Origin of the sequence: Geobacillus sp. 47C-IIb (assembly GCF_014679705.1) — a bacterium.
Classification (GTDB): Bacteria; Bacillota; Bacilli; order Bacillales; family Anoxybacillaceae; genus Geobacillus; species Geobacillus thermodenitrificans.
The window spans coordinates 2,329,476-2,353,363 of sequence record NZ_CP061473.1 but is presented as its reverse complement, the minus strand read 5'-3'; the positions used below and the strand labels follow the sequence as shown (position 1 = coordinate 2,353,363).

The following is a 23,888-nucleotide window of genomic DNA, read 5'->3' as shown; positions in this document are numbered from 1 at the left end:
CTCTTATGAACGTTCAAGTCAAAAAGGTCTATCGCAATTCTTATTTGAATATAATAAGTGCCCTATTCAAGAAACTGGGTCTGCCTCAATTGATTGACCATCTCGTGCCCGTCGATCCGCAGTGCCAAACGCGAGTCAGCGATGCCGTTCAGGCCATCCTCTACAATGTGTTTGACGGCCGGCAAGCCCTTGTTCACTTGGAACATTGGGCTCAGGAGGTCGATTGTGAGAAACTCATCCGTCCCGATCTCCATCCTTCCTGGTTGAACGACGATGCGTTGGCCCGTCATCTCGATCGCCTGTATGAGGCTGGCATTCACAACGTCATCAGCACTTGCTTGATTCATATTTATCGAAAAGAAGGCCTTTCCTCCGAGCCTTCCACGCCGATACGACGGACAAGACCGTTTACGGCGCGTATGAATCGGCCTCGTTAGAGGCCTTACAAATCACACATGGCTACAACCGCCATCATCGTTGGCAAAAACAGATCGGTTTCGGACTGGTCGGCAACGAGGACGGCATCCCGTTTTACGGCGATGTGCACGATGGCAACCTGCCCGATAAAACATGGAATCCCGAGGTGCTGTCTCGTGTCCATGAACAGCTGAAGCAGGCCAAAATCGAAGACGAATGGATTTACGTGGCCGATTCCGCCGCGATGACGAAAGAGACCCTGGCGCAAACCAAAGCGGCCAACGCCTTTTTGATCACCAGAGGCCCTTCGTCGCTCCGGATCGTGAAAACCGCGCTGGCCGAAGCGGATGCTGAGGACACGACGTGGAGCGATCCCTTTACGTTGGCGGAGAGAAACGGCGCCACGTACCGGGTATGGGAAACGGCCTCGACGTATGAAGGCCACCCCGTTCGGCTGATCGTTGTTGAATCGAGCGCGCTCGACCAGCGAAAAGGAAAGACGCTTGAAAAGAACGAACCAAAGAAGCGGAGCTTCTTCGCGAGAACAAGCCCGTTGGGAGCGTCACCCCTTCTCCTGCCGGGAAGATGCCGAACAAGCCTTGGCGTCCCTCAAGGCGTCCCTTCGCCCCCGGTTTCATCGGGTTGAGGCCGCGGTCGAAGAGATCGTACGCCTGAAAAAACGGCGCGGACGGCCGAAAAAAGGGGCGGAACCCGAGGTGGAGACGCTGTATTTCTTGCACCTTGACGTCGAATTCGACCAAGACGCGTGGGAACAGGCGAGACGGAAAGCGTCCCGGTTTGTCCTTGTCACGACCGTTCCGAAGGAATGGAAGGGCCAACCCATGGATGCCCAAGAGATCTTGAAGCTGTATAAAGGGCAGATCTCGGTGGAAATGAACTTCGCTTTTTTGAAAGATCCGTTTTTCACGGATGAGATTTACGTCAAAAAACCAGAACGGGTCGCAGTATTAGGCTATTTGTTTCTGTTGGCCTTGGCTATTTACCGCGTTTTTCAGCGCCGAGTGCGTCAGTTTATTACTCCAGAACACCCGTTGAAGGGTCCTGGAGGCCGCAAGCTGACCCGGCCGACGGGACAGGCGATTTTTCAGCTGTTTCAATATGTGAACGTCGTCCTGTTCAAGCTGCCGGATGGGCGCATCCAACGCTCACTGGATCGCTCCCTTACCCCTGATCAGCGAAGGATTCTGCAGGGATTGGGCATGGATGAGAGCATCTACGTGTAACGTGATACGGAACGACCAGCGATGGTAAAAAAAGGGATTGCCATCGCTCGTTGTGTTGGTCAAAAAGTTATTCTGAAAAACTAAATAAAAAATCCTTTGTTTTGACCTTGTTAGGGTGCGAAATGTGAGATTTAATGTAATATCTTCCGTCCATGTCAGTGTGCGAATTGCCCCTTGTCTCGTCTCCATCCTAGCTTCCTCCAATGGTCACTCATTTTTTTTTGCATTTGCACATGCAAAGCAAGACGTTATTTCCCGTTCGCTTCACGAATACCTCGTCGACAATATGGGCGATCAGCTGCAGCCCTCTGCCGCGCGCCCCAGTGTTCACGTTGTCGGTTTTGGCGACAGAAAAGCATCCCCCTCGCTGCTTAACAATAATCGTAAACTGGCTTGTATCAATTTTCCAAAATATTCTAAATGGTAGTCTCCCTGTTTTTTGACAATATTCATATGCGTTCGTACACGCTTCCTCCGTCGCCAAGCGAAGAAAGAGACAGTCGCGTGGCAAAAAGCCTATCTCGTTTGCCAACTGCTCAGTAATGTCCATCGCTTTTAAAATGTCCACCGTTTTCATGATCGTCATCGTTCGAATCATGATCATATGCTTCATCGGCATTCCCCTATCTTTCTGTGCTTGCACGCGCAGTCAAACGCAGTATATCATCTTTTTCACTATTGCACACTCTAGCGCCGGGAAAAACAGGTTGGAATGCTATGCTTTCTTCTTTCTTAATTATTCCATCTACACAAAAATAGTTCTTATTTACCACAATAACATTATAATAAAAAACATATCACATTCCAATTTCCTATGCTTTTAGTCCTTAATTTCACTTTTGAGTACAAAATCTCCTCGGCTAGGATGATAAAAAAGGAACATCATGGATCTTATCGTCCGATGATGCTCCCTTCATGACGACGATGACTTAACTGATACACAAGGGCAATCAGCTGTGACCGGTCGTTGACACCTATCTTTTGAAAAATATTCGTGATGTGATTTTTTACTGTATGTACACTAATGAACAAACGCTCTGAAATTTCGCGGTTGCTACAACCTTGGACGAGCAGTTCAAGCACATCCATCTCTCGAGATGTCAGCTGTTCGGACAACATCTGAACATTAACTGTCTGCCCGCTCCCATCTTGAGCTGCGCTATTCATCATCATCACTCCAACAGCCACTAACGCTGTCACGTACACTTCGGCTTCTTTCGCCTCGTCCGTTTCTTTTAAATGAACCGCAAGAACGCCATAATAGCCATCACGGACAAAAAACGGCACTTCCATCACGGTTTTGTCTCCTACTTGGCGCAAAGACGGGACTTGACTTTTCGCCACCTGTTTAATACTACGTCCATAGTGGCGAAGCACATCCTCTTGGTAACAAGACGCCATTTCAGCGGAAATCGCTCCTTCATGAACGGTGACTGCCTTGCCATTAACATACAATATGGTACAAACGAAATCGCCGTAGGCAAGCTCGAGCGCAAACTGGGTCATCATGCGAACGATTTCTTCGTCATTTTGCACGACGTGCATCGCCCGACCAATTTCCATTAACATTGTCAACCGCATGAAATGACGGTTCATTTTCATATCAGCGGCCGCGCATTTCACAAGCAAATGCTCATATTGAACGAGCGCAGCGCCAAGCGGCTTCATCGCTGCTGGCAATGAGGATGCTGTCTCACTGCCAACAATGACCCATCCTTCCACTTTTTGCTCATATATCGCCGGATATATGATCATCGCTTTCGGGCGGATGCCATGACGGACAAAAAACGAAAAGCGTGGATCTAACGCAACATTTTGAAAATAAGAAGGACAGAGCGGCATTTCAGGGAAGGAGAGCGGTGGAAACAGTTCATCGACCATTTTGCCATATAGCCGCCCGGCTTTTTCGCCGTTCGTTGCCGCCACCACCCATCCTTGCTGGCGCTTTTCGATATACAACGCCATATCAAGGCACTCATTCATCTTGCGCAGCTCGTGAAGCAGCTTGTCCATACGATTTACAGCCGAATGATCGGTTACCGCTGTTTTAAGTAGCTGTCCGTACTCATGGTATTTTTGCTTGCGGCGCTCGCTGCCGATTAATTCTCCACATATGGCTGCCATCTTTTCAATTTCGTTCAACTTTGCTTCGACCGCGCCAACGGGCAGTGCATCTGCCTGTTTGATGGCCGCCGTCCACTTCTGGGCATTATCGCCAATCAGCTCTTTCGTTTCTTCCTCAACAAACACACCAGCCCAAACCCAATATTCTGCCCTCCCGTCGACAAGCACGGGAGCAATGATGCTTTTCAATCCGAAATGCCCAGCTGGTACAACAGTCGTCCGTTGTCGCCCATCAATCGCTAACTCCCGAGGGCAAAAAAACGAGGCGACTCCCTTTTTCTCGACAAATAAAACGAGCTCTGCCAGCTCGGTCATATTCGATACTTTCGTTACCGGATTGCCGTCATAATCCACAATAATCATGCTTAACCCCGTTAATGCCGCATACGCATCTTGGACATATTGCAACAAATCATTAATCGTCAATTCACCCTCAACTCTCCCAAACTATGTTTTTTCCTTATCTATTATGAACAAATGAACTGCAAGATATCAAGTTTCTGCTTTAACCGAAAGCAAAACAATCCGGCGCGGCGCCCTATGGAACGGGCGGCCGACGCCGGAAAAATAGCTGCTATCCAAGATAACAAACAAGTAGGCACATCGATCTGGACAAAAGCAAAGTTACCAATTGACGTGAAGCTCGAGCGTATGCAAACAATCAGCCAACTGCCGTTTAATCTCCGCCAACGCTTCTTCCGTCTTCGCTTCAGCGCGCAAGACAAGAATCGGTTGCGTGTTCGAAGGACGCACCAATCCCCAGCCTTCACGGAATTGAATACGAGCACCGTCGACATCGACGACCGGATAACGGCTGGCAAACCGTTTTTTCACAGCGTCGATGGCCACCGGTTTTTTCTCCTCTGGGCAGGTGACACGCGTTTCCGGCGTCGCCACATAATACGGCACATCAGCAAACCACTCAGAGAGTGGGCGCTTGTCATGCGACAAGAGGCGAAGCAGCCGTCCCGCAGCGTACAAGGCGTCATCGTAACCATAAAATTCATCATTGAAGAATAAGTGCCCGGACATCTCGCCGGCAAACGGAATGGCCGGTCGGCGGCGCAACGTCGCTTTTACGTGTGAATGACCGGTACGGTGGAAAAACGGCCGGCCGCCGAGCCGCTCAATTTCTTCTACGAGCGCTTGCGAACATTTTACCTCAACCGGCGCCTCAGCTCCCGGATGGCGCTTGAGAATATCACGCCAGAACAATACCATCAGTTGGTCGCCCCAGCGGATCGTGCCCGTTTCATCCACGATACCGATCCGGTCGCCGTCACCGTCAAATGCGATGCCTAGATCCGCCTGCTCCTTGCGCACCGTTTTGATCAAATCAGCTAAGTTTTCCGGCACAACCGGGTCAGGATGGTGATTCGGGAACGTCGGATCGGATTCACAATAGAGCGGGATGACATCACAGCCCCATTCTTTGAGCACTTTTGGCGCAATGATCGACGGGGTGCCGTTGCCGCAGTCGACAACGACTTTCAGCTGACGTGGACCGAGCTGAATTTTCTCCTTCAACATCTTGATATATGCCGGGACCAGGTCAAGCGTTTCCTCACGCCCCCGCGTCACTTCGGGTTGTGCCTGTTGTTGGCTTAGCCGCTCCATCGCCTTTCGCAGCGCTTGAATGCGTTCGCCATAAATCGTTGTTTTTCCCATGGCGATTTTAAATCCGTTCTCATCGCCTGGGTTGTGGCTTGCGGTAACGATCATGCCACATGAAATGTCCGTGTTGTATAAGCTGTAGTAAAACATCGGTGTCGTCGAAAGCCCAATATCGATGACATCACAGCCGCCATCAAGCAACCCGTTTTTCAACGATCGATGCAGCGCCGGCGACGACAGGCGGTTGTCATGGGCAACAACCGCCTTCCGTTCGCCCTCATTTTGCATCATTTCAGCAAAGGCCCGTCCCAGCCAATAAGCAAACGACTCATCAAGTTCCTCGCCGGCACGCCCGCGAATGTCATACTCTTTAAATACGTGTGTTGGCCATGCGAACGGTTTCGTTATCGACGTATTCATCGAAAACCACCTCCACCGAAATCGATTGAGCGATTGCTGCTGTTAATAAGTATGATAGTGTTGACTCCGCCCCTCGATTTGGGTTCGGACCGTTCGGACCAAGCCCGTCGCAACAACTACCGTCGCTTCGATCGGCTAACGGAACGTTGCCATCATTTTTCCCGTAAAACCAAGCGAGACAGCGGCGGACAACGTCGCGATACCGCCCGTCCTCCGTTGCCCAATATGCTTCGCGCGCCGCTAAAGCAAGCTTCATCACATCAATCGGCTGCTGATCCCAGTCAGCGCGGTAGCGGCGGCTGCACCAGCCGCGGTTGCCGACCGGACGGATCGTTCCCTCCGGTCCGCTCATCATTTCTATTAAAAAGGCAAGGCTTTCTTCCGCTACCTCCCTCACCTCTTGCCTCGGTGCGCGCCGATACGCCGTCCAAAGTGCCCACGGCAGCACGCCATTCCCATAGGTCAGCTCCGGCTCATACCAACGCCAACCATCGTCTGTGTGCGTCCAATACGCCTCAAGCAACCGCCGCTCAAATCGTCCGGCCAGCGTCGCTAATTCTTCCTTGTCGACACCGGGTGGGCTTGCTTTCTCAAGCAAGAGGCCGCAAGCTGCCAACCCCCAGGCGATGCCGCGCAGCGAGTGAAGCTTCCACGCCGCCGGCATCCCCCGCCGCAACATATCTGCAGCTGCCTCGCACCGAGCTGGATCATTCAACTGAATATACGCCGACGCCACCGCCCAAAACGACCGCCCGAGGCAGTCGTCTGACGGCGTCTCTTCTTCTTTCGTCCGATCGAAGAAAAAATTATTATGAAATGTTCCATCGTCGTTTTGCGCCCAAAGCAGAAATGCCAAATATCGATCAAGCAAGCGATACAGACGTTTCTCCATCTCTCGATTTTTAAGCAGGGCAAGCCACTCTAAACATGCCCATATCGCACGGGCGTTATCGTCAGTCGAATAGCCCTCGCGCCGACGCGGAATGCGGCCGAGGCTATGTTCGAGCAGCCCGGTGTCGTCAGTCATGCGCTCTAGATGGTCGAACTTAATGACTGACGAAGTCAACCGCCTTCACCTCCCCGCTGTTGGCGGCGGTGCATACACGTTCAAATAAGGCGATATGCTGTTCGCCGACACGCGGCCAATGCGTGTTTGCCCCAATTTGGCGCACAATTCTCTCCCATCGCTCCAACGCCGCCTCATCGGCCAACAGCTGCACGAGCCGCTCTTCCCAGACAGACGTATTCCCATATGGCAACAACAGTTCTTCACAACCTTGCAACAAGTCACGTGCATGCTCATACGGTGTTGAAACAACCGGACGTCCGACGCCGACCGCATAAGCGAGTGTACCGCTTGTGATTTGTTGCATACCAGGGTATGGAGTGACATACAAATCGCACGCCGTCAAGTAATCAATCAACTCTTCCTCACTGAAATACCGATCTTCCATGCGAACATGATCGTCGAGTCCGAGCCGATGAATCAATGCTTTCAGCTCCTCACGGTACGCTTCACCTTCCCGTTTCTTCACTTCCGGATGCGTTTGGCCAGCGATGACATACAACGTTTCCGGCACCTTGCGGACGACGCCCGGCAGCGCGGTGAGCACTGATTCAATGCCTTTGCCGCGGCTGAGCAGACCGAACGTAAACATCACTTTACGGCCGTGAAATCCGAGGCGGGAGCGTAGAGATTGGCGTTCCTCGCTGCTTGGCCCCGGAGCGCCGTGCGGAATGTAGACGATTTTTTCCTCTGGGAGACCGAACGCCTTTACTAAATACCCGATAGCCTGCCGGTTCATGACGATAATTGCATCGCTTGCCGCTGCGATCTTCTCCTGAATCGGGCGATACGGCGGCTCAGGAGCAGCAAACACCGTATGGAATGTCGTTATGAGCGGTTTTTGGAGCGCCGCGATGAAATCGAGAATGTATTCACCGGCCTCGCCGCCAAAAATCCCAAATTCGTGCTGCAGGACGACCACATCAATATCACTTTCATTCACCCGTCTGGCCATCTTCTCATAAGCGGCACGATTTTGCGCTGGAAGCGGCCAATACGCAGGATTGCCGCGATAGGCGTCATCACCATCAATTTCGTTATAGAGGACAATCACCCGATCCCCCTCTACCTTTCCGCGGACGCTATCAATGCTTTGACGAAGATGTTCCGTAAACGTAGCCAATCCGCACCTGCGCGGCGGATATGTACTGACGTACGCAATTCGGGTCATGCTTGCACCGCCTCCTTAAACTGATTAATAATCGAATCTTCGAATACTTCTCCAGCCGGTGTCACCGTCCGGTAGCCAAAAATGCTGTTTTGCAAACGGCTGCGATCACGAATGAGGGAACGATCCCAGACAATCGTATGCGCGCAATGGACGCGGGAGCCGATTTGACAATCGTCACCGATGACGGCATACGGGCCGATGACTGCTTGATGCCCGATTTTCACATTATGACCAATTAGTACAGGGGGTACAAACAGCACACCCGAACTAATTTTGACATTTTCACCGACAAACACGCCCGGCTGAATCTCACGCCCTTTGATCGGGAGCGGAAACTCTCGGTTCAAGGCATCCCAATGCACTTGGCGATAACGGGCCGGCGTTCCCATATCGCGCCAATATCCGCTGCTGACAATACCATAAACGCCAGTGTTTTCTTCGATTAAGCGCGGGAATGTTTCACGTTCGATCGACACTTCCTGCTCAGCCGGAATGTAGCGCATTACGTCCGGTTCCAAAATATACATACCGGCATTGATCCGGTTGGACGGCGCTTCCTCACGGCGCGGCTTCTCGATAAAGCGCAAAATTTGTCCTTGGTCATCTTGTTCAACTACTCCATAGGAGGACGGATCGTCGACTTCCGTTAAAACAATCGTCGCGATGCCGCCGTGCTGTCGGTGAAAATCAAGCAGAGGAATCAATTGCGGCAAATGTACAATATCGGCGTTAAACACGAGGAATCGCTCATCAAGCCAACGTTCGGCATTTTTAATTGCCCCGGCCGTTCCAAGCGGGAATGGTTCAAGCGCGTATGTAATGTTGACGTTCCAACTCTTCCCGTCGCCGAAATAACGGCGGATCACTTCTGAACAATGGTGAGCAGCGATGACAAATTCATTGACTCCTTGATCGCGAAGATGAATAATGAGGTGCTCAAGCCACGGCCGATTTGCAATTGGGGCCATCGGTTTGGGGATGTTTTCGGTCAATGGACGAAGACGTGTACCTAATCCTCCAGCCAGCAACAATGCTTTCATTTCGTCATCCCTCCATATGATTTTTTCGCAAAAAACAGACAATCATCTTGACGGATGAACGAGAAAATGAAAGTGATTCATAGATTGCTAGCACTCAGCTGCAACGGTTGCTAGTAATAATATACATAATATTCCTTCTGTTACGCAAGCAAAATGATTGTCAGATACTGTCGATGAATAATTATTCATTGTTTACAAGTTTAAAAACTTGAAATCCCCCCTCTTTCTTTGCGGTATAATGAAGATTAGTAATGATATATATATGTGGGGAAGGAGGAGAATACGCCATGATTTCTTCATCTTTCTATTACCGCGTCGGTATCGCCGGCGCCGGTGCGTTCGCAGAATTTCTCGCCGGTGCGCTCGCCCCGCTTCCTTCCTTTCATCTTGCCGCTGTCGCTGGGCGGACGGATGCCAAACGCCGACGTGTCCTCGACGCTTATCTTCGCCGAAAGCCAAAGTCAGATGATGTGCGCGAATATCGTGAAGCAGAAGAACTGATCGCTGACCCGCATGTCGATATTGTTATTCTTACCACTCCACCGCACTTGCACGCTCCGCTCGCCAAACAAGCGCTTGAGAAAGGAAAACATGTGCTGCTCGAAAAGCCTGGCGCCCTTGCTGCCGAGAAGCTCCACGCCAACATGGAACTTGCCAATCGCCGACAACGGGCGCTGGCCGTCAATCTCGTCTTGCGCTATCACCCGCTTGTGGAGGCCGTCAAACAACTCATCCACCATGCCCTGCTTGGGACTGTAGATTATGCGAGCCTACACAATGCGGCCCACCGCGTCGCTCAAGGCCATTGGTTTTGGGATGAACGGCAAAGCGGCGGTATTTTCATCGAGCACGGTGTCCACTTTTTCGAAGTCGGACGCCACTGGTTCGGTGAGGCGGCTGAAGCACGGGGATTCGCCTTAACGAATACGGACGGCACACGACCGCGCGTCGGAGCCACTGTCATCCACGAGCAGGGCGGTCGCCACATTCCGGTTCACTATTACCACGGCTTTACAATGGACCCAGCCGCCCCAGAATCAACGCATTGGGACATTCATACAACACGAGGGCGCATTACGCTTGACGGCTGGATTCCGATGCAGCTGTCCGTCTCCGGTCTCGTCTCGGCCGATGAAGCGGCCTGCATTGACAATCTGCTCGATGCCATTCCAAAACAACCGTCCGCTAGCGCCATCGAACAAATTGGGCAAGCAGCCAACCGGCTGTTGTCATCAACTGCACCATCAGACGCCCCGCGTATCCTGTACGAACGCACGGTTGCCCTCTCAGACCGCCACGGCTGGTACGAGGCGAGCGCTCAAGCGCGCTTTCTTGACTTTTGCCGCTTGATCGAAAATCCAAATGAGCGCGGCCTTGTCACCATGGAAGACGCCATCGCCGACATCGCTTTAGCTGAATCATGCACCGTCGCAGAAAAACTATCTCCTGCCCGCTAAGCACGGGCAACAAAACAAGCCTGTTGGGCTGCCGTGAAGGCAGCTGTCAACAGGCTTGTTCGTTTTCATTTCCCCATTAAGCTACCCGACATTTGCCTTCCTCTACTCACCGAACAGTACTCTTCACGCATTGGAAACAGGAGCCTTCTTTCGCAACGATAATAAATAGGATATCAATCATGCAAAAATATATATTTTCACCAAAACCCCTGAACCATCAACAGAACCGGACATACTAAAAAAGACATCGTTCCCTAGCCGTTATTCCCTAAAATCGTCAGCACACTCTCCTTGCTTTATATGAAACCGTATACGCACAACTACTCATCCGTTCTCGTTCCCTTACAAAATTGTAAGATGACCGTAAGCTTCCATGCATGGAAAAGCCCTATTCCATTTTCTACAATGAAGGCACAGTGAACAAATGATTGGGGGTCACAAAAATGGAACTTTTGCGAGTGGAACGCTTATATAAAGCTTACGGAACAGGAGAAAACAAAGTGGAAGCATTGAAATATGTTAATTTGTCCGTAGAAAAAGGGGAATTTGTAGCGATTGTCGGTGCATCTGGTTCCGGGAAAAGTACGTTATTGCATTTGATCGGCGGACTAGATCGACCAACAAGCGGCAATGTCTTCATCGACGGTGAAAATATTTACGATTACAACGAAGAAAAGCTGGCGATTTTTCGCAGACGGAAAATCGGATTTATTTTCCAATTCTTCAACCTTATCCCCGTATTAACGGTTGAAGAAAATATTTCGCTGCCGGCATTGATCGATCACGACAAAGTCGATAAAGCGTATTTAAATGAGCTGATTGACATATTAGGACTTTCGAATCGACGCAACCATCTCCCTTCTGAATTATCAGGCGGACAGCAACAACGCGTCGCCATCGGTCGAGCGCTGTTAAACAAACCATCCATTATACTCGCGGATGAACCAACCGGTAATCTCGACAGTAAACATTCAAAAGACATCATAGAGTTGTTAAAGTTTACAGCGAAAAAGTATAACCAAACGATCCTCTTAATTACGCACGACATTCAAATCGCCGAGATGGCCGATCGCATTGTGACCATCCAAGACGGCGAAATCATTTCCGACCAATATTTACAGCGAAGCTAACACTCTGGCCGACAAAGGAGAGAACAAGAGGATGAGGAGCTATAAGCAACTTACATGGAAGTACTTAAAAGCAAGCAAAAAAAGAACAGCACTCACCATATTAGGAATTACGTTATCTATTTCCTTAATCTCAGCGATCGGTCTGTTCCTCTTTTGGATACAGCAGGCAGAAATTGAAGAAACAAAACAAACCAAAGGCGCATACCATGTCATGTTCACAAAATTGGACAGCGATACGGTCAACAAAGTCATTCATAATCCAAACGTTTCAAGATACGGATTTTTCACCATCGGCGAAACAATGAGCATTAACGAAAAGGTGATGGTGACGGAATATATCGCCACAAACCGTGCATTAGAGCTGCTTCCGACGCATGTGAAAAAAGGCCGGCTTCCCAAGAATGAAACAGAAGCGGCTTTAGAGGAATGGTTGCTAAAACAAATCGATCCTCAGGCAACGGTTGGAAGCCGCATCACACTGCAACATAAACAATACACCGTTTCCGGCATATTAGGAAACGATGTGGAAAATCAAATAAGCAACAAAGGCATCTTATTGTCAAAAACGAACAAAATCGATGAAACGAAAGCCTCTCTTCTTGTTGAAATTAGTGAAAAGGCGGACTTGGAGAAAACCGTTAACGAGCTGAAGAAGTTGTCCGACGACCGATATGTTCAACTAAACACGAAGTTGCTTATTTTGCAAGGAGCCGGCGGTGACAATGAACAGGCCATCGGACTGTATGCAGCGGTCGCCATTATCATCGGAATCGTTGTGATCTCTACGATCGCCATCATTTATAACTCGTTCCAAATTGGTATTGTTGAACGGATCAAACAATTCGGCTTATTACGAGCGATCGGGGCGACACCAAAACAAATCCGAGCTGTTGTGATAAGAGAAGCGACCTTTTTATCATTGATCGGGATCCCTCTCGGCCTCCTGTGCGGCCTTGTCGCCATTTACGGCATCTTTTTCGCATCTAAGCTGATTGCGAACGAAGCGCTGTTCGCCACACCGCCGATCATCTCTCGCAACATCTTGCTCTTGAGCGCAGCCATCGGGCTCACATCCATTTATTTCTCCGCTTGGCTTCCAGCTCGTTTCGCTGGCAGCATCTCGCCGTTAGCAGCGATCAGCAGTCGCGCGCTGATCGTAAAAGAACGAATAAAAAAGCGCAAAAACAGGTGGATCAGCAAGTGGCTCGGCTTTGAAGGTATGTTGGCAGCGAAAAATATGAAGCGAGATCGCAAACGATACCGCATTACCGTCTTTTCAATTACCATTAGCGTCATGCTCTTTATTGTGTTTAAATCATTCATGGACATGGCTTTTACGATCAGCGAACATCCCAACGAGTCGAGAAACATTCATTTCTCCATCGTAAAAGACACGCCAGAGGCGAAAGGGACGGCCGCATCCATCTCTGCTGCCCTTAGAGCATTGCCGACAGTTGATAAAGTATACGAAGCTTACGAATCACATGATTTTTATGCCATTATCGACAAAGAGAGCGAGCTGAAGGCAGTGCAACCGTTCGAAGGAATTTACCAACCGATCGATTGGCCTGACGGCGAAAAAATAATGGTAGAAGCCACGATCAACATTTATGACAGCGAATCACTCAAAGCAGCCCGTCGCTATTTGGAAGCAGGAAATATTGATGAACAACAGCTGACAAAAGAAAACGCGGTCATTGTCATTAAGAACAACGAATTTTATAATGACAAAACAAAAAAATTTTACAACGGCCCAATCGCCCATCTGCAACCGGGGGATGAAATCTATCTAGAAAAAGATGTTGGCCAACGCGCGCCCGTTTCCTATAAAGATGCGATGCAAAAAGTGAAAGTGGCCGCCGTTGTCGAGGACGATCCGTTTCACTTTCGCAGCAGCAATCCAAGCAGATTAAAACTAATCACAACAAAGACAGTCGCGGAGCGTTTGCTGTCGCAACAAAAACTGCAACCGGTGCAATGGAATATTAAACTGAAAACGGCAGAGAGTGAAAAGGAGGCAGAAAAACAAATCGAAGCGGTGATTCGTCCCTACCCTTCTGTCATGCTCATCAACCATATCGATACAAACCGAAAAGCGAAGTCAAGCATTCTTATGCTGCAAATATTAGTGTACGGTTTTATCATCGTCGTCTCTTTCATTGGCAGCGTCAACATTATCAACACCTTAACGACCAATATCCTTTTACGAAAAAGAGAGCTCGCTTCCTTGCAAGCGATCGGCTTAACGAACAAAGGATTAAAGAAAATGATTGTGCTTGAAGGCGTGATGTACGGAACGATGGGGACACTGTACGGTTCGATCATTGGATGCGGCCTGTCCTATCTCATGTACATGTTTTTCATTGACGTGAAACAATTTTCATGGCAACCTCCGTGGACAGCGATGCTCATCGCTGGAGCGGCCGCTGTTGTGATCGCTTATTTATCCGTATTGCCACCTTTGGCAAGAATGAAGAAAGAACATCTTATTGAAGCGATTCGGGAAGAGTATTAAACGAACACGGTAAGGATGCGGATCGCCATAATCCGCATCCTTTATTTTTCTAATTCGGCAAGCTATCATAAAAGGGAGGAAACGAACGGCTAGAGTACACAAAGGAGGAACACGAATGAGCAAACTACTGCTAGTCGAGGATGATGAATCGCTCGCACTCGGTATTGAATTCGCCTTGCAAGACGAGGGCTATGAAGTGTGTCGCGCTTCCACTCTCGAAGAAGGAAAAGCGCTATTTGCCTCGCAATCGTTTGATTTAATCATTTTAGACATCAATTTGCCCGATGGAAGCGGCTATGATTTATGCAAACATATTCGCGCCACAAGCGACGTGCCGATCTTGTTCTTGACCGCGCTCGATGAAGAAGTGAACATCATTCTCGGCTTGGAGCTCGGCGGGGACGATTACATCACGAAGCCGTTTGGCGTCGGCGTGTTTTTATCAAGAATTAAAGCGCTGCTCCGAAGAAGCGCAGGACATCGAGCCACGGGAATGATATTAAAAAGCGGCACCATCACCGTCGACCCGCTCGCGGCCACCGTCGAGAAAAACGGACAAAAAATCTCTCTTTCTGCTCAAGAATATAAGCTGCTGCTCACATTGATGGATCGCCCTTGCACCGTCATGAGCCGCGACGAAATCTTACGCGAACTTGCCGAAGGAACGGAAGCATTTTTCGATGAAAACACGTTAGCCGTCTATATTCGACGGCTAAGGGAAAAAATCGAAGATGACCCTAAAGAGCCTCAATATATCGTAACGCAAAGAGGCCTCGGGTACAAATGGAATAAAGAAGTGACGAGGGAGAAGATACTGTGATGAGCCGCGACTTTATGAACCCTGAACTGCGTCTTAGCTCTGGTGTGTTATTGTCATTAATGGCTTTCTTTTTCCTCGTTGCTTTCATCATGTTAAAGCTTCACCATGAGCAATTAAAAAGTGACTATATAGCCGTCTTCGGTTCCATTGCTTCACGAATTGTCGAGGAACACCCCGAACTCGAGCAAGATATCGTCCCGTTCATGACAACAGAAATCTCGCGTGAAGAAGAGGAAAAAGGGAAGGAGATCCTAGCGCAATACGGATTAACGGAGCAATTGAACGACGAATTATTTCCTTATGTCCACACGGCGATTCAAAAAAACGAGCGTGCAGTCGTGTTGTTGTTTCTATTGATGGCATTGTCGCTTTTTCTCCTTAATTACTCACAATATCGAACGCTTTACAGTCGCATTAGGCAACTTGCGCTCGCCGCAGAAAAGGTGGTGGAAGGCGACTTCAATATCATTATGAGCGAAACAAGGGAAGGTGACTTTTCAAAACTAGCGGTCGCCTTTAACGGCATGCGGAATACGATCCGGAATCAATTAGATGAACTGAAAAAGGAAAAACGGTTTTTAGCCGATTTATTGTCCGACATTTCCCATCAGCTCAAAACACCACTCTCTTCCATGATCATCTACAATGAAATTATGTTAGGGAAACAGCTGTCGGAAGAACAGCAACGCATGTTTTTATTGCAAAACGAAAAACAACTCGAGCGAATGAAATGGCTCATTCAAAGCCTCCTCAAACTCGCAAAACTCGACGCAAAAGCATTGCAAATGGATCGCCAACAGCAAAGCTTAAACGAAACCGTTTGGCAATCGATCGACGATTTGCGTGAGCAAGCGGTCGAAGCAAATGTTCATATTCGCTTTGAAAACAGTGAAGAAGTTGAATTCAACCATGACCGTCTTTGGTTGAAAGAAGCGTTCATCAATATCATAAAAAACAGCATCGAACACACCCCACCGGGAGGGAACATCGATATCACCATCGTCTCCCATCCGCTTTATACAAGGGTGGTGATCGCCGACACGGGAGAAGGCATCAGCCAAGATGATCTCCCTCACATTTTCAAACGCTTTTACAAGGCCAAAACGTCGAAAAAACCTGACTCGATCGGCATCGGATTGGCTTTAGCGAAATCGATCATCGAAGCGCATGGCGGCATGATTGAAGCGAAGAGCGAACTCGGAAAAGGTACGACGTTTTCCATTACTTTTCTTAACTATTGACGGAAAAAGGCTGACCTTAAAGTAGCGCAAAACATCACCAACTCATACCATAAACAAATCTTCTCATGCGGAATTGTACTTCCCGCGGTCACCTCTTGCAACGGTGAAGAGTGAAGCCTTGGAGCAGTTGGCTCCAAGGCTTCATTGAATGACTGTGGGCCAATTCCGTTTTCCTTCATCGGAATCAATGCCTCGTTTGCCTATGAACAGCTCTTTGCCAACAGTGCCTCAACGGTAGGGAGATCAGCGGGCGCCCATGCCAGGGTACGAAGCTGAGAGAACGGCACCCACCGGAGCTCGGCATGCTCCCGTGCCCGCGGCTCCCCATCGATGAGGCGAGCTTCATATGTCTGCAAATGAACGATGGCGTGTTCATACTTATGGAACACATCAGCTAACAGCTTGCCGACCGAAATGGTACAGCCAAGTTCCTCACGAATTTCTCGAACTAAGGCCGCTTCCGAACTCTCTCCTTCTTCCACTTTGCCGCCTGGAAACTCCCAAACGTTCGGCAACGACATCTGCGGCCCACGCAACGCGCATAAGACGTCCCCCTGTTCATTGCAGATGGCTGCCCCGACCACGTGGATAACCCGTTTCATTGCTGACCTACCTCTCTCATCGATATACGCCATTTTAGCAAAAAACGTTTCGTTTTCCAAAATAGTGGAATTTATTCAAACATTGTGCTATAACAAATGTGGAACCTTTTTACTAGGAATTGCGTATTCCCGAATAAGAACCATCACCGACAAGGGGGAGAGTCGATTGTTCAAAAAACTGTTAAGCTCCATCGGCATTGGGGCGGCCACCGTCGATACGAAACTTGCCAAAGCGCAATACGCCCAAGGGGAAACGGTCGAAGGAGTCGTCGAGGTTCGCGGCGGCAGTGTTGAACAGCGCATTGATGAAATTTATCTCGCTTTAGTGACAACGTATATTCGCGAGATCGATGATAAGAAAGTCGAAGAAAAAGCCGTACTCGCCCGGTACCGGGTGTCCGACTCCATGACGATCCAGCCGAATGAAACCAAAACGATTCCGTTTCAATTCGCCTTGCCATATGACGTGCCAATTACGCTCGGCTCTTCAAAAGTATGGCTGCAAACCGGCCTTGACATTAAAATGGCGCTTGATCCACAAGACCGAGACTACCTCACAATCGAACCGCACCCGCTCGTCGCAGCATTTCTCGAGGCCGCCCACCAGCTAGGATTCCGTCTCCGCCATGTGCAATGCGAACAAGCGCCGCGCTATTGGCAACGGCGGCTGCCGTTTGTCCAAGAGTTTGAATTTCGACCGACAAGGGGAGCATTTAGAGGGCGCCTTGACGAATTGGAAGCTGTCTTTTTTGTTTCTGAACATGGAGTGGAAACCATTTTAGAAATTGACCGCAAAGCGCGCGGATTCGCTGGATTGCTCGCCGAAGCGCTTGATATGGACGAAACGCTCGTCCGGTTTACCTATGGACCGAACGATATCGCATCATTGCCGCAACTGTTGGCCAATGTGATTCAACGCCATAGCTAAAGCTAAAAAACAAAAGGGGCCATCGGCCTCTTTTGTCCCATAATGAAGCACATCGACATCTTACCCCTATGTCCCCCTATCGCTGCTCTACAGACGAAACAGCATGGTTTCTTTCAGCGAAAATGCCAGCAGTACTTAGGTCGTCCATTGATCATGAACAATCCCAACCAATCTCCATGAGCCGCCATCTTGTTCAAAGACAAGGCGCAAGCTCTTCCAATCCATACCGTCATATTGCTCGTCAAACCCGGTAAAATGAAACTCCACAAATACTCCATCAGGATATACTTCATGAATGTTTTCTAGTGTATTGCCTTTCCCGATCACGATGTTGTTTCCAATCATATGTGGATTAGCAAAATCCACATCATAAACAAACTTCTGAAAATAATCGCTAAACGTCATCATGATGGGCTCCCCAGACCCGTCAAACGTACCAAATCGATAAATACGGTTGCTTTTCATAAGTGAAGGGAGCTCGTCTTTCGCAAACACGACATCGTTGGCGATATCGACATGGCCATACGGACTGAAACGCACCCCTTTGTCTGGATGGACGTACATCGCAAGCCGATCCATATCCTTCGCCTTCAGCGCCTCGACAATCGCCAATGCAGCGGACAATACCTTTTTCTCGTTCATTGTTTGCCACTCTGCCGCTTTTTTGGCCAATTCTTTGTTCTGCTGTTTCAGCTGATCAATGAGCTGCGCCTGTTCTTGTATTTGCTGGTTTAGTTTGACTTTGTCGCCCGACTCGTTCACGCAACCAGAAATCAGCAATAAAAAAAGCAACCCGAATACCGACGTCTTCTTCATCACCCAGCCCCCTCTTTCGTTGAAGACAATGTTATACGATGACAACAGCAGGAAATACTGTCCCCCTTGCTCCACCTTCCATTTCCGAATGCTGAAACTAAAGCAAAAGTTTCCATTCATTTTATGTTACCTTCGCTTTTTGGTGCATACATTGGATATGAATAGATGACATATTCCTATCTCCTGCGCGGGCGCTGAAAAGAGTGTTTATTTTAATGAATTATACGATGCCAAAAGACGTTTCTCTACTACATAAACCTTGATATTTGAAACTTTCCAAAACCACTGGCATGAAGAAATACCGCTCCTCTAAAGGGGGCTAAGCCATCTTCTTCACTGTTCAAAGGCAAGAGCTTTCTGCAAAAGGAAGGTGACCCCCATGAAATTCATAAGGCCACTAGAACGCTTAAAATGGATATTCACAAAAAAATTCAACCGGAATCACGCAAAAATAAAGAGCACAAAAGAAATGTATTCGGTGAAAGGCTATAAATACAGTCCGAAACGTCACGCCATGCATATGAGGATCGTTCATGCGATCATGAAACAAGCCCCTTCTCCCCCAAAAACGGAAAGGCCCATAGCCATTCTTATTGGCGGCGGAACAGCCTCTGGAAAGACGATGATGCGAAAAACGGTGATTGAAAAACAATTAGCTGAAGAAGGTGTACAGGCAATCATCGTAGATCCTGATGACATAAAAACCTACATTCCCGAATATCACTCGCTGCAAAAAACTCATCCAAATGACGCCGCCCGTCTCGTTCATCAAGAATCCCGCGACATTAGCAATTTATTATTGAAACAGCTGATTCGCCATCGCAAACATTTCATTTACGAAGGAACCATGGCTAGAACGAGGGCATACAAACAGTTGATGAAGAAGCTAAAAAAAGCCGGTTATAAAGTGCATATTTATATCGTTGACATTCCTCTCGAATTAGCGAAACAACGAGCCAAGGAAAGAGCAAAGATGACCGGAAGAAAAATTCCTTATCAAGTAATCGAAAATACACACAAGCTAGTCCCACGAACGTTTCAAGCCATTAAAGACTTCGCTGATCGTTACTATGTATACGACAATCAAGACAAACTCGTACTTATTGCCTCTAACGATTACATAGAGCCTGTCTTATACAACAATTTTTTAAAAAAAGGAAAAACATAATAAAAATGGCGGCAAACCGCGTCGGGCGACCACGCTGCAGCCGCTTTTCTTACTTACGTGCTCCATGTTTCTTTTTCATGTACACTTCATACTCTTTATACCAAAGCTTCCGCATCCCGTACAAAACGGAAAAAGCCCAATAAGCAGCCGGTTCGTGCATGATAATTGAACTGAATGGAAGAGACGTTAAAGACTGGCGCAACATCTTATCGGCCTGACGGCTAGTCAGGTTGCCAATCATCATCAACTCATTGCGGATTTCGTGTAAAAATCTATAGTTTCTAGCATTTTCCGAGTTCTGTATATGATTCCACAGCTGCTTTAACAAGAACGTTTTCATATATATGTCTTCCGGTTTGAAAGCCACAATATCTAATGTGGATAAACATTTTACGGCCCGCATGCTATTTAGAGAAAGCTGATCTTTTGTACGGGAAACTTTGATTTTCTCAATATTAGTCAAATGCCCCTTAGCTACCGGTCCATACACATAGTCGTAATGATGTCTCTTCCCCGTACGACAATCTAACACAAACCGTTCCCATGACCGCTGATGGCGCTCCCATCCCGGCTCATGAGGCAAGGAAAACTCTTTTCCGTTTAATTGCCGCAGCTGGCTTACATTCAGCTCGTACACTAAACAAGCTGGAATTTTAATCTCCGGGTGATTGAAATACTGAGACTGGCTCATATTAAGTTGGGCCAGTAAGTCGGGAGAAATTTGCGGATGCATGGCCCTAATCTGCGCCCAGTTTTTTGCTTGTTGAGGGTTTAACGTAACATAAAAGCCTTTTCCGAAATCAGTAAGCTCTCTCTGCACATCAAGCCGTATCCCGATCTTTCTAATGATCCTTGCGGCGAACAGATTCGTTCCATGATAAACCGTACATGTATCATGAGCGGGGAGCATAGGGAGACTTCCTCCCTTCATTGGAGATGATAAAACGTAGTCCATATATACTTATGAGAAAGAAAATATACGTATTACCTAGGAAGCTAGTGAACCGCAAGCGTTTCCGTTACTTCACAATTCTCAAATGCATGTAAGAGCAGAGTCACAAAGTTTCTCTATGTAAAAAAGCCCTCTCTGGCGCCGTGTTTACGACGCAATCATCGACCTTTTAGGCCAATTCCATTATGAAGCAGAGCCTTAGAAAGGAGGATTTATTGAGGAACACGGTGCAACGACGAAACTTATCAAAATAGAAAAGCTTTACAAACCTTACTCCACCTAGAAGACCGCTGCACAATGGAAAACGCTCGTGTTTCACCAACTTTCTAGAATGTAAAAAATACTGTCATGCATAACAAAATCCCCTTTCAATAGACAGAAGTCTACCAAAAGGGGATGTTCAGCAACTCTAGTATCGCCTTAACCTATTACGCTTTGACCGTCGTATCTTTATCTTTCGGTTTTGTAAAGGAACGATACGCTTCAAGGACGAGGAAGATACACAAGACAAACAAGATAAACCCACAAACCACAAGGAAGATATTGCCGCTCAAGAAATTCGTTCTCATGAAGACAAGCAACGCGGAAAGCGTCACAATAAACATAAATATCATCGGGATGATCGCAAACCACGACTTCGTCCCTCTTTTAACAAGCCAGACGCTGACGGCCAACAACGCCAACGCGCCAAGCATTTGGTTGGCAGAACCGAATAGCGGCCATAAATCGCTCCACGTTCCCGAGAGCGCCAGCGCCGCCGCACCGACGACGATCACTCCTGTTGCTACATGAGGATTGGCAAACGTCTTGGATCTTCCTTCCGCAAACTCTTGCACACCGTATCTCCCGAGCCGTGTCGCTGAATCTAACGTTGTCATGAGAAAAGCCGAGGCAGCCAGAGCAACAAAGGTTGTGCCTACCGTTTCCGGAATGCCAAAATGGCTCATAAAATACCCGAGACCAGCAGAGAAAGCGGGGATCGGCCCGCCTAACTCAGCGAGTCGCTGCGTGAACTGCTCCGTCGTCAAATACGCTACCGAGCAGACAACAATCACCGCCAAAAACCCTTCAATCAGCATCCCACCGTAGGCGATGAAACGGCCGCTTCGTTCGTTGTCCAACTGTTTGGCTGTCGTGCCGCTCGCCACCAAGGAATGGAAACCAGAAATCGCGCCACAGGCAATCGTAATAAAGAGAATCGGGAACAACGGACCTAAATTTTCATTGTAAAAGCCGGTGAAGCCGGCGAGTTGAAGCGTCGGATTCGCAAAAAGAATGCCGATAAACCCACCGAGCATCATACCGTACAACAAATACGAGTTCAAATAATCGCGCGGCTGCAAAAGCAACCAAACCGGCAACACGGAGGCTACATAAGAATAAATGATCAAGAAAAACACCCAAAACGTCGCGCTCATTTTAATCGGGAACACGATGCCGATCCAAACGCAAGCAAACATGACAATGACGCCGATGATGCTCGCCAACACAAAATTGACGCGCATTTGGTTGACGAAAAAGCCGAACAACATCGCCACGAAAATAAACAATATGGAAGCAGTCGCTGCCGCCGGAACGTTAGCAAACGTATCGGCAACCAACACGATAAACACGCCAACAATAAGAATAATGGTCGCGATAGAGAACGATAAAAACAATGTTTGGCCGCGCTTGCCGATATACTCTTTAATGACCGTGCCAATCGACTGGGCTTTATGGCGGATCGATGCTTGCAGCGAGGCATAGTCATGCACCCCGCCAAAGAAAATGCTTCCTAACACAATCCACAACACAGCCGGAATCCAACCGAATACCGCCGCAGAAATCGGACCAACAATCGGACCGCCGCCCGCAATCGTAGCGAAATGGTGACCAAGCAAAACGGGTCGATTGGTGGAAACATAGTCCTTCCCGTCCGCCATCTCCACCGCCGGCGTCGGCCGGTTTGGGTCCACGCCGAGCTTGCGGTCAAGATACTTGCCATACGTAAAATAAGCAACAATAAAGGCAATAGCCGAAATCAGCAATAAGGTCACCGCGCTCATAGGCTAATTTTATCCTCCCTCATTAGAGTTTCGATCGACTTGACGAACGACCTTCCCTTCGGGTGGATATGAACGGTTTTTTGAGTAGGATGGAGGACGGCCATATACATCTCAACCCACCCGTGCCAGCCGAATTTTAAAAACTTTACTTTTCGATACTTCCTCACCTCCTTCAAAACCACTTCATCGAGTTTGCCATCCGCAATGATAAGGCCGAGTACAATCGTAGACATATGTTCTGTATGTTCTTGAATAAATTGATGTTTATGTTGATCGATGACATCCCGAAATCGCCTGACAAATGGTAACGAGACGGGTTCATTTGCGACAGTAGCAAAAACAAGTTGTTGGTTTTCCACACCGTATACTTTAATCTTTTTTGTTACCATATACCGTTCGTCTCTCCGCTTGTAGTGGGCAATAAACGCGAGGGGGAAATCGCTGATTTGTTCATCGCGGTATACATCAAAATATAAAGTGAATTTGTTAGCTAACTCATGGGCAAAGCGGGTCAACCGATCTCCCACCATTCGTTCTCCCCCCTTTAAAAATATTTGAGCCCTTCCACCCGAATCGTTTTAAAAAAGGGTGGACCAGTCAGTTTCACCTTCAGATGGTTTTGTTTAAACTCCAGACCTTTTTCTATAAAACACGTAATCCCGTGTTGAACAATCTTTTTTGTAAAGGCTTTCATTTTCAGGCCTCTGAAATTCAACCCACACTTCTGATGCCGGGACACAACAATGGGTCGCTTGGAACTTCGAAATGGTCAATACACTCCCCTCCTCCCTTAACCACTTCCTAGCGTTGTCGTCAATGGAAATGGAATAATCCATCGTTCATCCCGCCCATTAATAATTTACTATTTTTCTGTATATTCTGTATAGTATATTATACATTAGTTTGATTTAAAAATGCACCCTTTTCTTACACCCTCCTCATCGAAAAGTGGGGGGATTGAGCCAAAATCATACCGCAAAAAGATGGTTTTTTCATACATAAGACTTGCTGTTTAGAGTTCCCCCAAAGCCAGTGATTTTCATCGGCCTCCTAAGCAACCTTGAACACGGGCCGTCTTTTCACCATTGAACGCCCTACACCAACTTCTTGATTCAAGA

General features: G+C 48.1%; 19 protein-coding genes and 1 pseudogene. 9 read left to right on the top strand and 11 right to left on the bottom strand.

The window, feature by feature from the left end; all coding sequences use genetic code 11:
- The first annotated feature begins 5 nt into the window (after positions 1-5).
- Both IC804_RS18620 and IC804_RS19055 read left to right on the top strand, forming a co-directional pair.
- Positions 6-437 (top strand): DUF4277 domain-containing protein, encoded by a 432-nt coding sequence (locus IC804_RS18620; protein WP_223812808.1) that lies wholly within the window; start codon positions 6-8, stop codon positions 435-437.
- Positions 335-1,661 (top strand): annotated as a pseudogene (locus IC804_RS19055) (IS1634 family transposase). Before IC804_RS18620 ends, IC804_RS19055 begins: the two are co-directional and overlap by 103 nt.
- Positions 1,662-1,872: 211 nt before the next feature.
- Here the strand turns inward: IC804_RS19055 and IC804_RS11860 are convergent.
- The 6 genes from IC804_RS11860 to IC804_RS11835 all read right to left on the bottom strand — a co-directional run bounded on the left by IC804_RS11860 (position 1,873) and on the right by IC804_RS11835 (position 9,096).
- On the bottom strand, positions 1,873-2,274 hold the full coding sequence (locus IC804_RS11860) for an ATP-binding protein (RefSeq protein ID WP_008881251.1): 402 nt from the start codon (positions 2,272-2,274) through the stop codon (positions 1,873-1,875).
- 278 nt (positions 2,275-2,552) lie between these two features.
- Positions 2,553-4,211 carry a helix-turn-helix transcriptional regulator gene (locus IC804_RS11855; protein WP_081157486.1) on the bottom strand — a complete coding sequence of 553 codons (1,659 nt, stop codon included), beginning with the start codon at positions 4,209-4,211 and terminating at the stop codon, positions 2,553-2,555.
- Positions 4,212-4,409: 198 nt separating this feature from the next.
- Positions 4,410-5,819 (bottom strand): phosphomannomutase/phosphoglucomutase, encoded by a 1,410-nt coding sequence (locus tag IC804_RS11850; RefSeq protein ID WP_011886735.1) that lies wholly within the window; start codon positions 5,817-5,819, stop codon positions 4,410-4,412.
- A complete protein-coding gene (locus IC804_RS11845) occupies positions 5,770-6,885 on the bottom strand; it encodes a glycosyl transferase (RefSeq protein ID WP_099233018.1) in 1,116 nt (371 codons plus the stop codon). The genes IC804_RS11850 and IC804_RS11845 overlap by 50 nt, the downstream gene beginning before the upstream one ends.
- A complete protein-coding gene (locus IC804_RS11840; protein ID WP_011886733.1) occupies positions 6,866-8,056 on the bottom strand; it encodes a glycosyltransferase family 4 protein in 1,191 nt (396 codons plus the stop codon). The genes IC804_RS11845 and IC804_RS11840 overlap by 20 nt, the downstream gene beginning before the upstream one ends.
- Positions 8,053-9,096 (bottom strand): nucleotidyltransferase family protein, encoded by a 1,044-nt coding sequence (locus IC804_RS11835; protein WP_008881256.1) that lies wholly within the window; start codon positions 9,094-9,096, stop codon positions 8,053-8,055. The genes IC804_RS11840 and IC804_RS11835 overlap by 4 nt, the downstream gene beginning before the upstream one ends.
- Positions 9,097-9,383: 287 nt before the next feature.
- Here IC804_RS11835 and IC804_RS11830 point away from each other — a divergent pair, with 287 nt between their 5' ends.
- The 5 genes from IC804_RS11830 (at position 9,384) to IC804_RS11810 (ending at position 16,259) form a co-directional block, all read left to right on the top strand.
- Positions 9,384-10,553, top strand: coding sequence for a Gfo/Idh/MocA family protein (locus IC804_RS11830; protein ID WP_008881257.1), 1,170 nt, complete (start codon positions 9,384-9,386; stop codon positions 10,551-10,553).
- Between the two features lie 443 nt (positions 10,554-10,996).
- Complete coding sequence (locus tag IC804_RS11825) at positions 10,997-11,683, top strand: ABC transporter ATP-binding protein (RefSeq protein ID WP_008881258.1); 687 nt, start codon at positions 10,997-10,999, stop codon at positions 11,681-11,683.
- A 31-nt stretch (positions 11,684-11,714) separates the two neighbouring features.
- Complete coding sequence (locus IC804_RS11820) at positions 11,715-14,198, top strand: ABC transporter permease (RefSeq protein WP_008881259.1); 2,484 nt, start codon at positions 11,715-11,717, stop codon at positions 14,196-14,198.
- A 115-nt stretch (positions 14,199-14,313) separates the two neighbouring features.
- Positions 14,314-15,018 carry a response regulator transcription factor gene (locus IC804_RS11815; RefSeq protein WP_008881260.1) on the top strand — a complete coding sequence of 235 codons (705 nt, stop codon included), beginning with the start codon at positions 14,314-14,316 and terminating at the stop codon, positions 15,016-15,018.
- Complete coding sequence (locus IC804_RS11810; protein ID WP_008881261.1) at positions 15,018-16,259, top strand: HAMP domain-containing sensor histidine kinase; 1,242 nt, start codon at positions 15,018-15,020, stop codon at positions 16,257-16,259. The genes IC804_RS11815 and IC804_RS11810 overlap by 1 nt, the downstream gene beginning before the upstream one ends.
- A gap of 200 nt (positions 16,260-16,459) precedes the next feature.
- On the opposite strand, the gene IC804_RS11805 is transcribed toward IC804_RS11810, so the two are convergent.
- Positions 16,460-16,861 (bottom strand): (deoxy)nucleoside triphosphate pyrophosphohydrolase, encoded by a 402-nt coding sequence (locus IC804_RS11805; protein WP_029761499.1) that lies wholly within the window; start codon positions 16,859-16,861, stop codon positions 16,460-16,462.
- 166 nt (positions 16,862-17,027) lie between these two features.
- Between IC804_RS11805 and IC804_RS11800 the strand changes: the two genes are divergently transcribed.
- Complete coding sequence (locus IC804_RS11800; RefSeq protein ID WP_008881263.1) at positions 17,028-17,789, top strand: sporulation protein; 762 nt, start codon at positions 17,028-17,030, stop codon at positions 17,787-17,789.
- Positions 17,790-17,924: 135 nt separating this feature from the next.
- Here IC804_RS11800 and IC804_RS11795 read toward each other — a convergent pair whose 3' ends face one another.
- On the bottom strand, positions 17,925-18,605 hold the full coding sequence (locus IC804_RS11795) for a YebO family protein (RefSeq protein WP_223812807.1): 681 nt from the start codon (positions 18,603-18,605) through the stop codon (positions 17,925-17,927).
- 379 nt (positions 18,606-18,984) lie between these two features.
- On the opposite strand from IC804_RS11795, the gene IC804_RS11790 reads away from it, so the two are divergent.
- On the top strand, positions 18,985-19,773 hold the full coding sequence (locus tag IC804_RS11790) for a zeta toxin family protein (protein ID WP_078172601.1): 789 nt from the start codon (positions 18,985-18,987) through the stop codon (positions 19,771-19,773).
- 49 nt (positions 19,774-19,822) lie between these two features.
- Here IC804_RS11790 and IC804_RS11785 read toward each other — a convergent pair whose 3' ends face one another.
- From IC804_RS11785 to IC804_RS11775, 3 genes are all read right to left on the bottom strand, one after another.
- Complete coding sequence (locus tag IC804_RS11785) at positions 19,823-20,728, bottom strand: DUF3990 domain-containing protein (protein WP_223812806.1); 906 nt, start codon at positions 20,726-20,728, stop codon at positions 19,823-19,825.
- A gap of 425 nt (positions 20,729-21,153) precedes the next feature.
- Positions 21,154-22,770 carry a carbon starvation CstA family protein gene (locus IC804_RS11780; protein ID WP_011886730.1) on the bottom strand — a complete coding sequence of 539 codons (1,617 nt, stop codon included), beginning with the start codon at positions 22,768-22,770 and terminating at the stop codon, positions 21,154-21,156.
- Entirely contained in the window at positions 22,767-23,300 is a 534-nt protein-coding gene (locus IC804_RS11775) for a DUF8052 family protein (RefSeq protein WP_008881270.1), read from the bottom strand. Before IC804_RS11775 ends, IC804_RS11780 begins: the two co-directional genes overlap by 4 nt.
- Positions 23,301-23,888 lie beyond the last annotated feature (588 nt).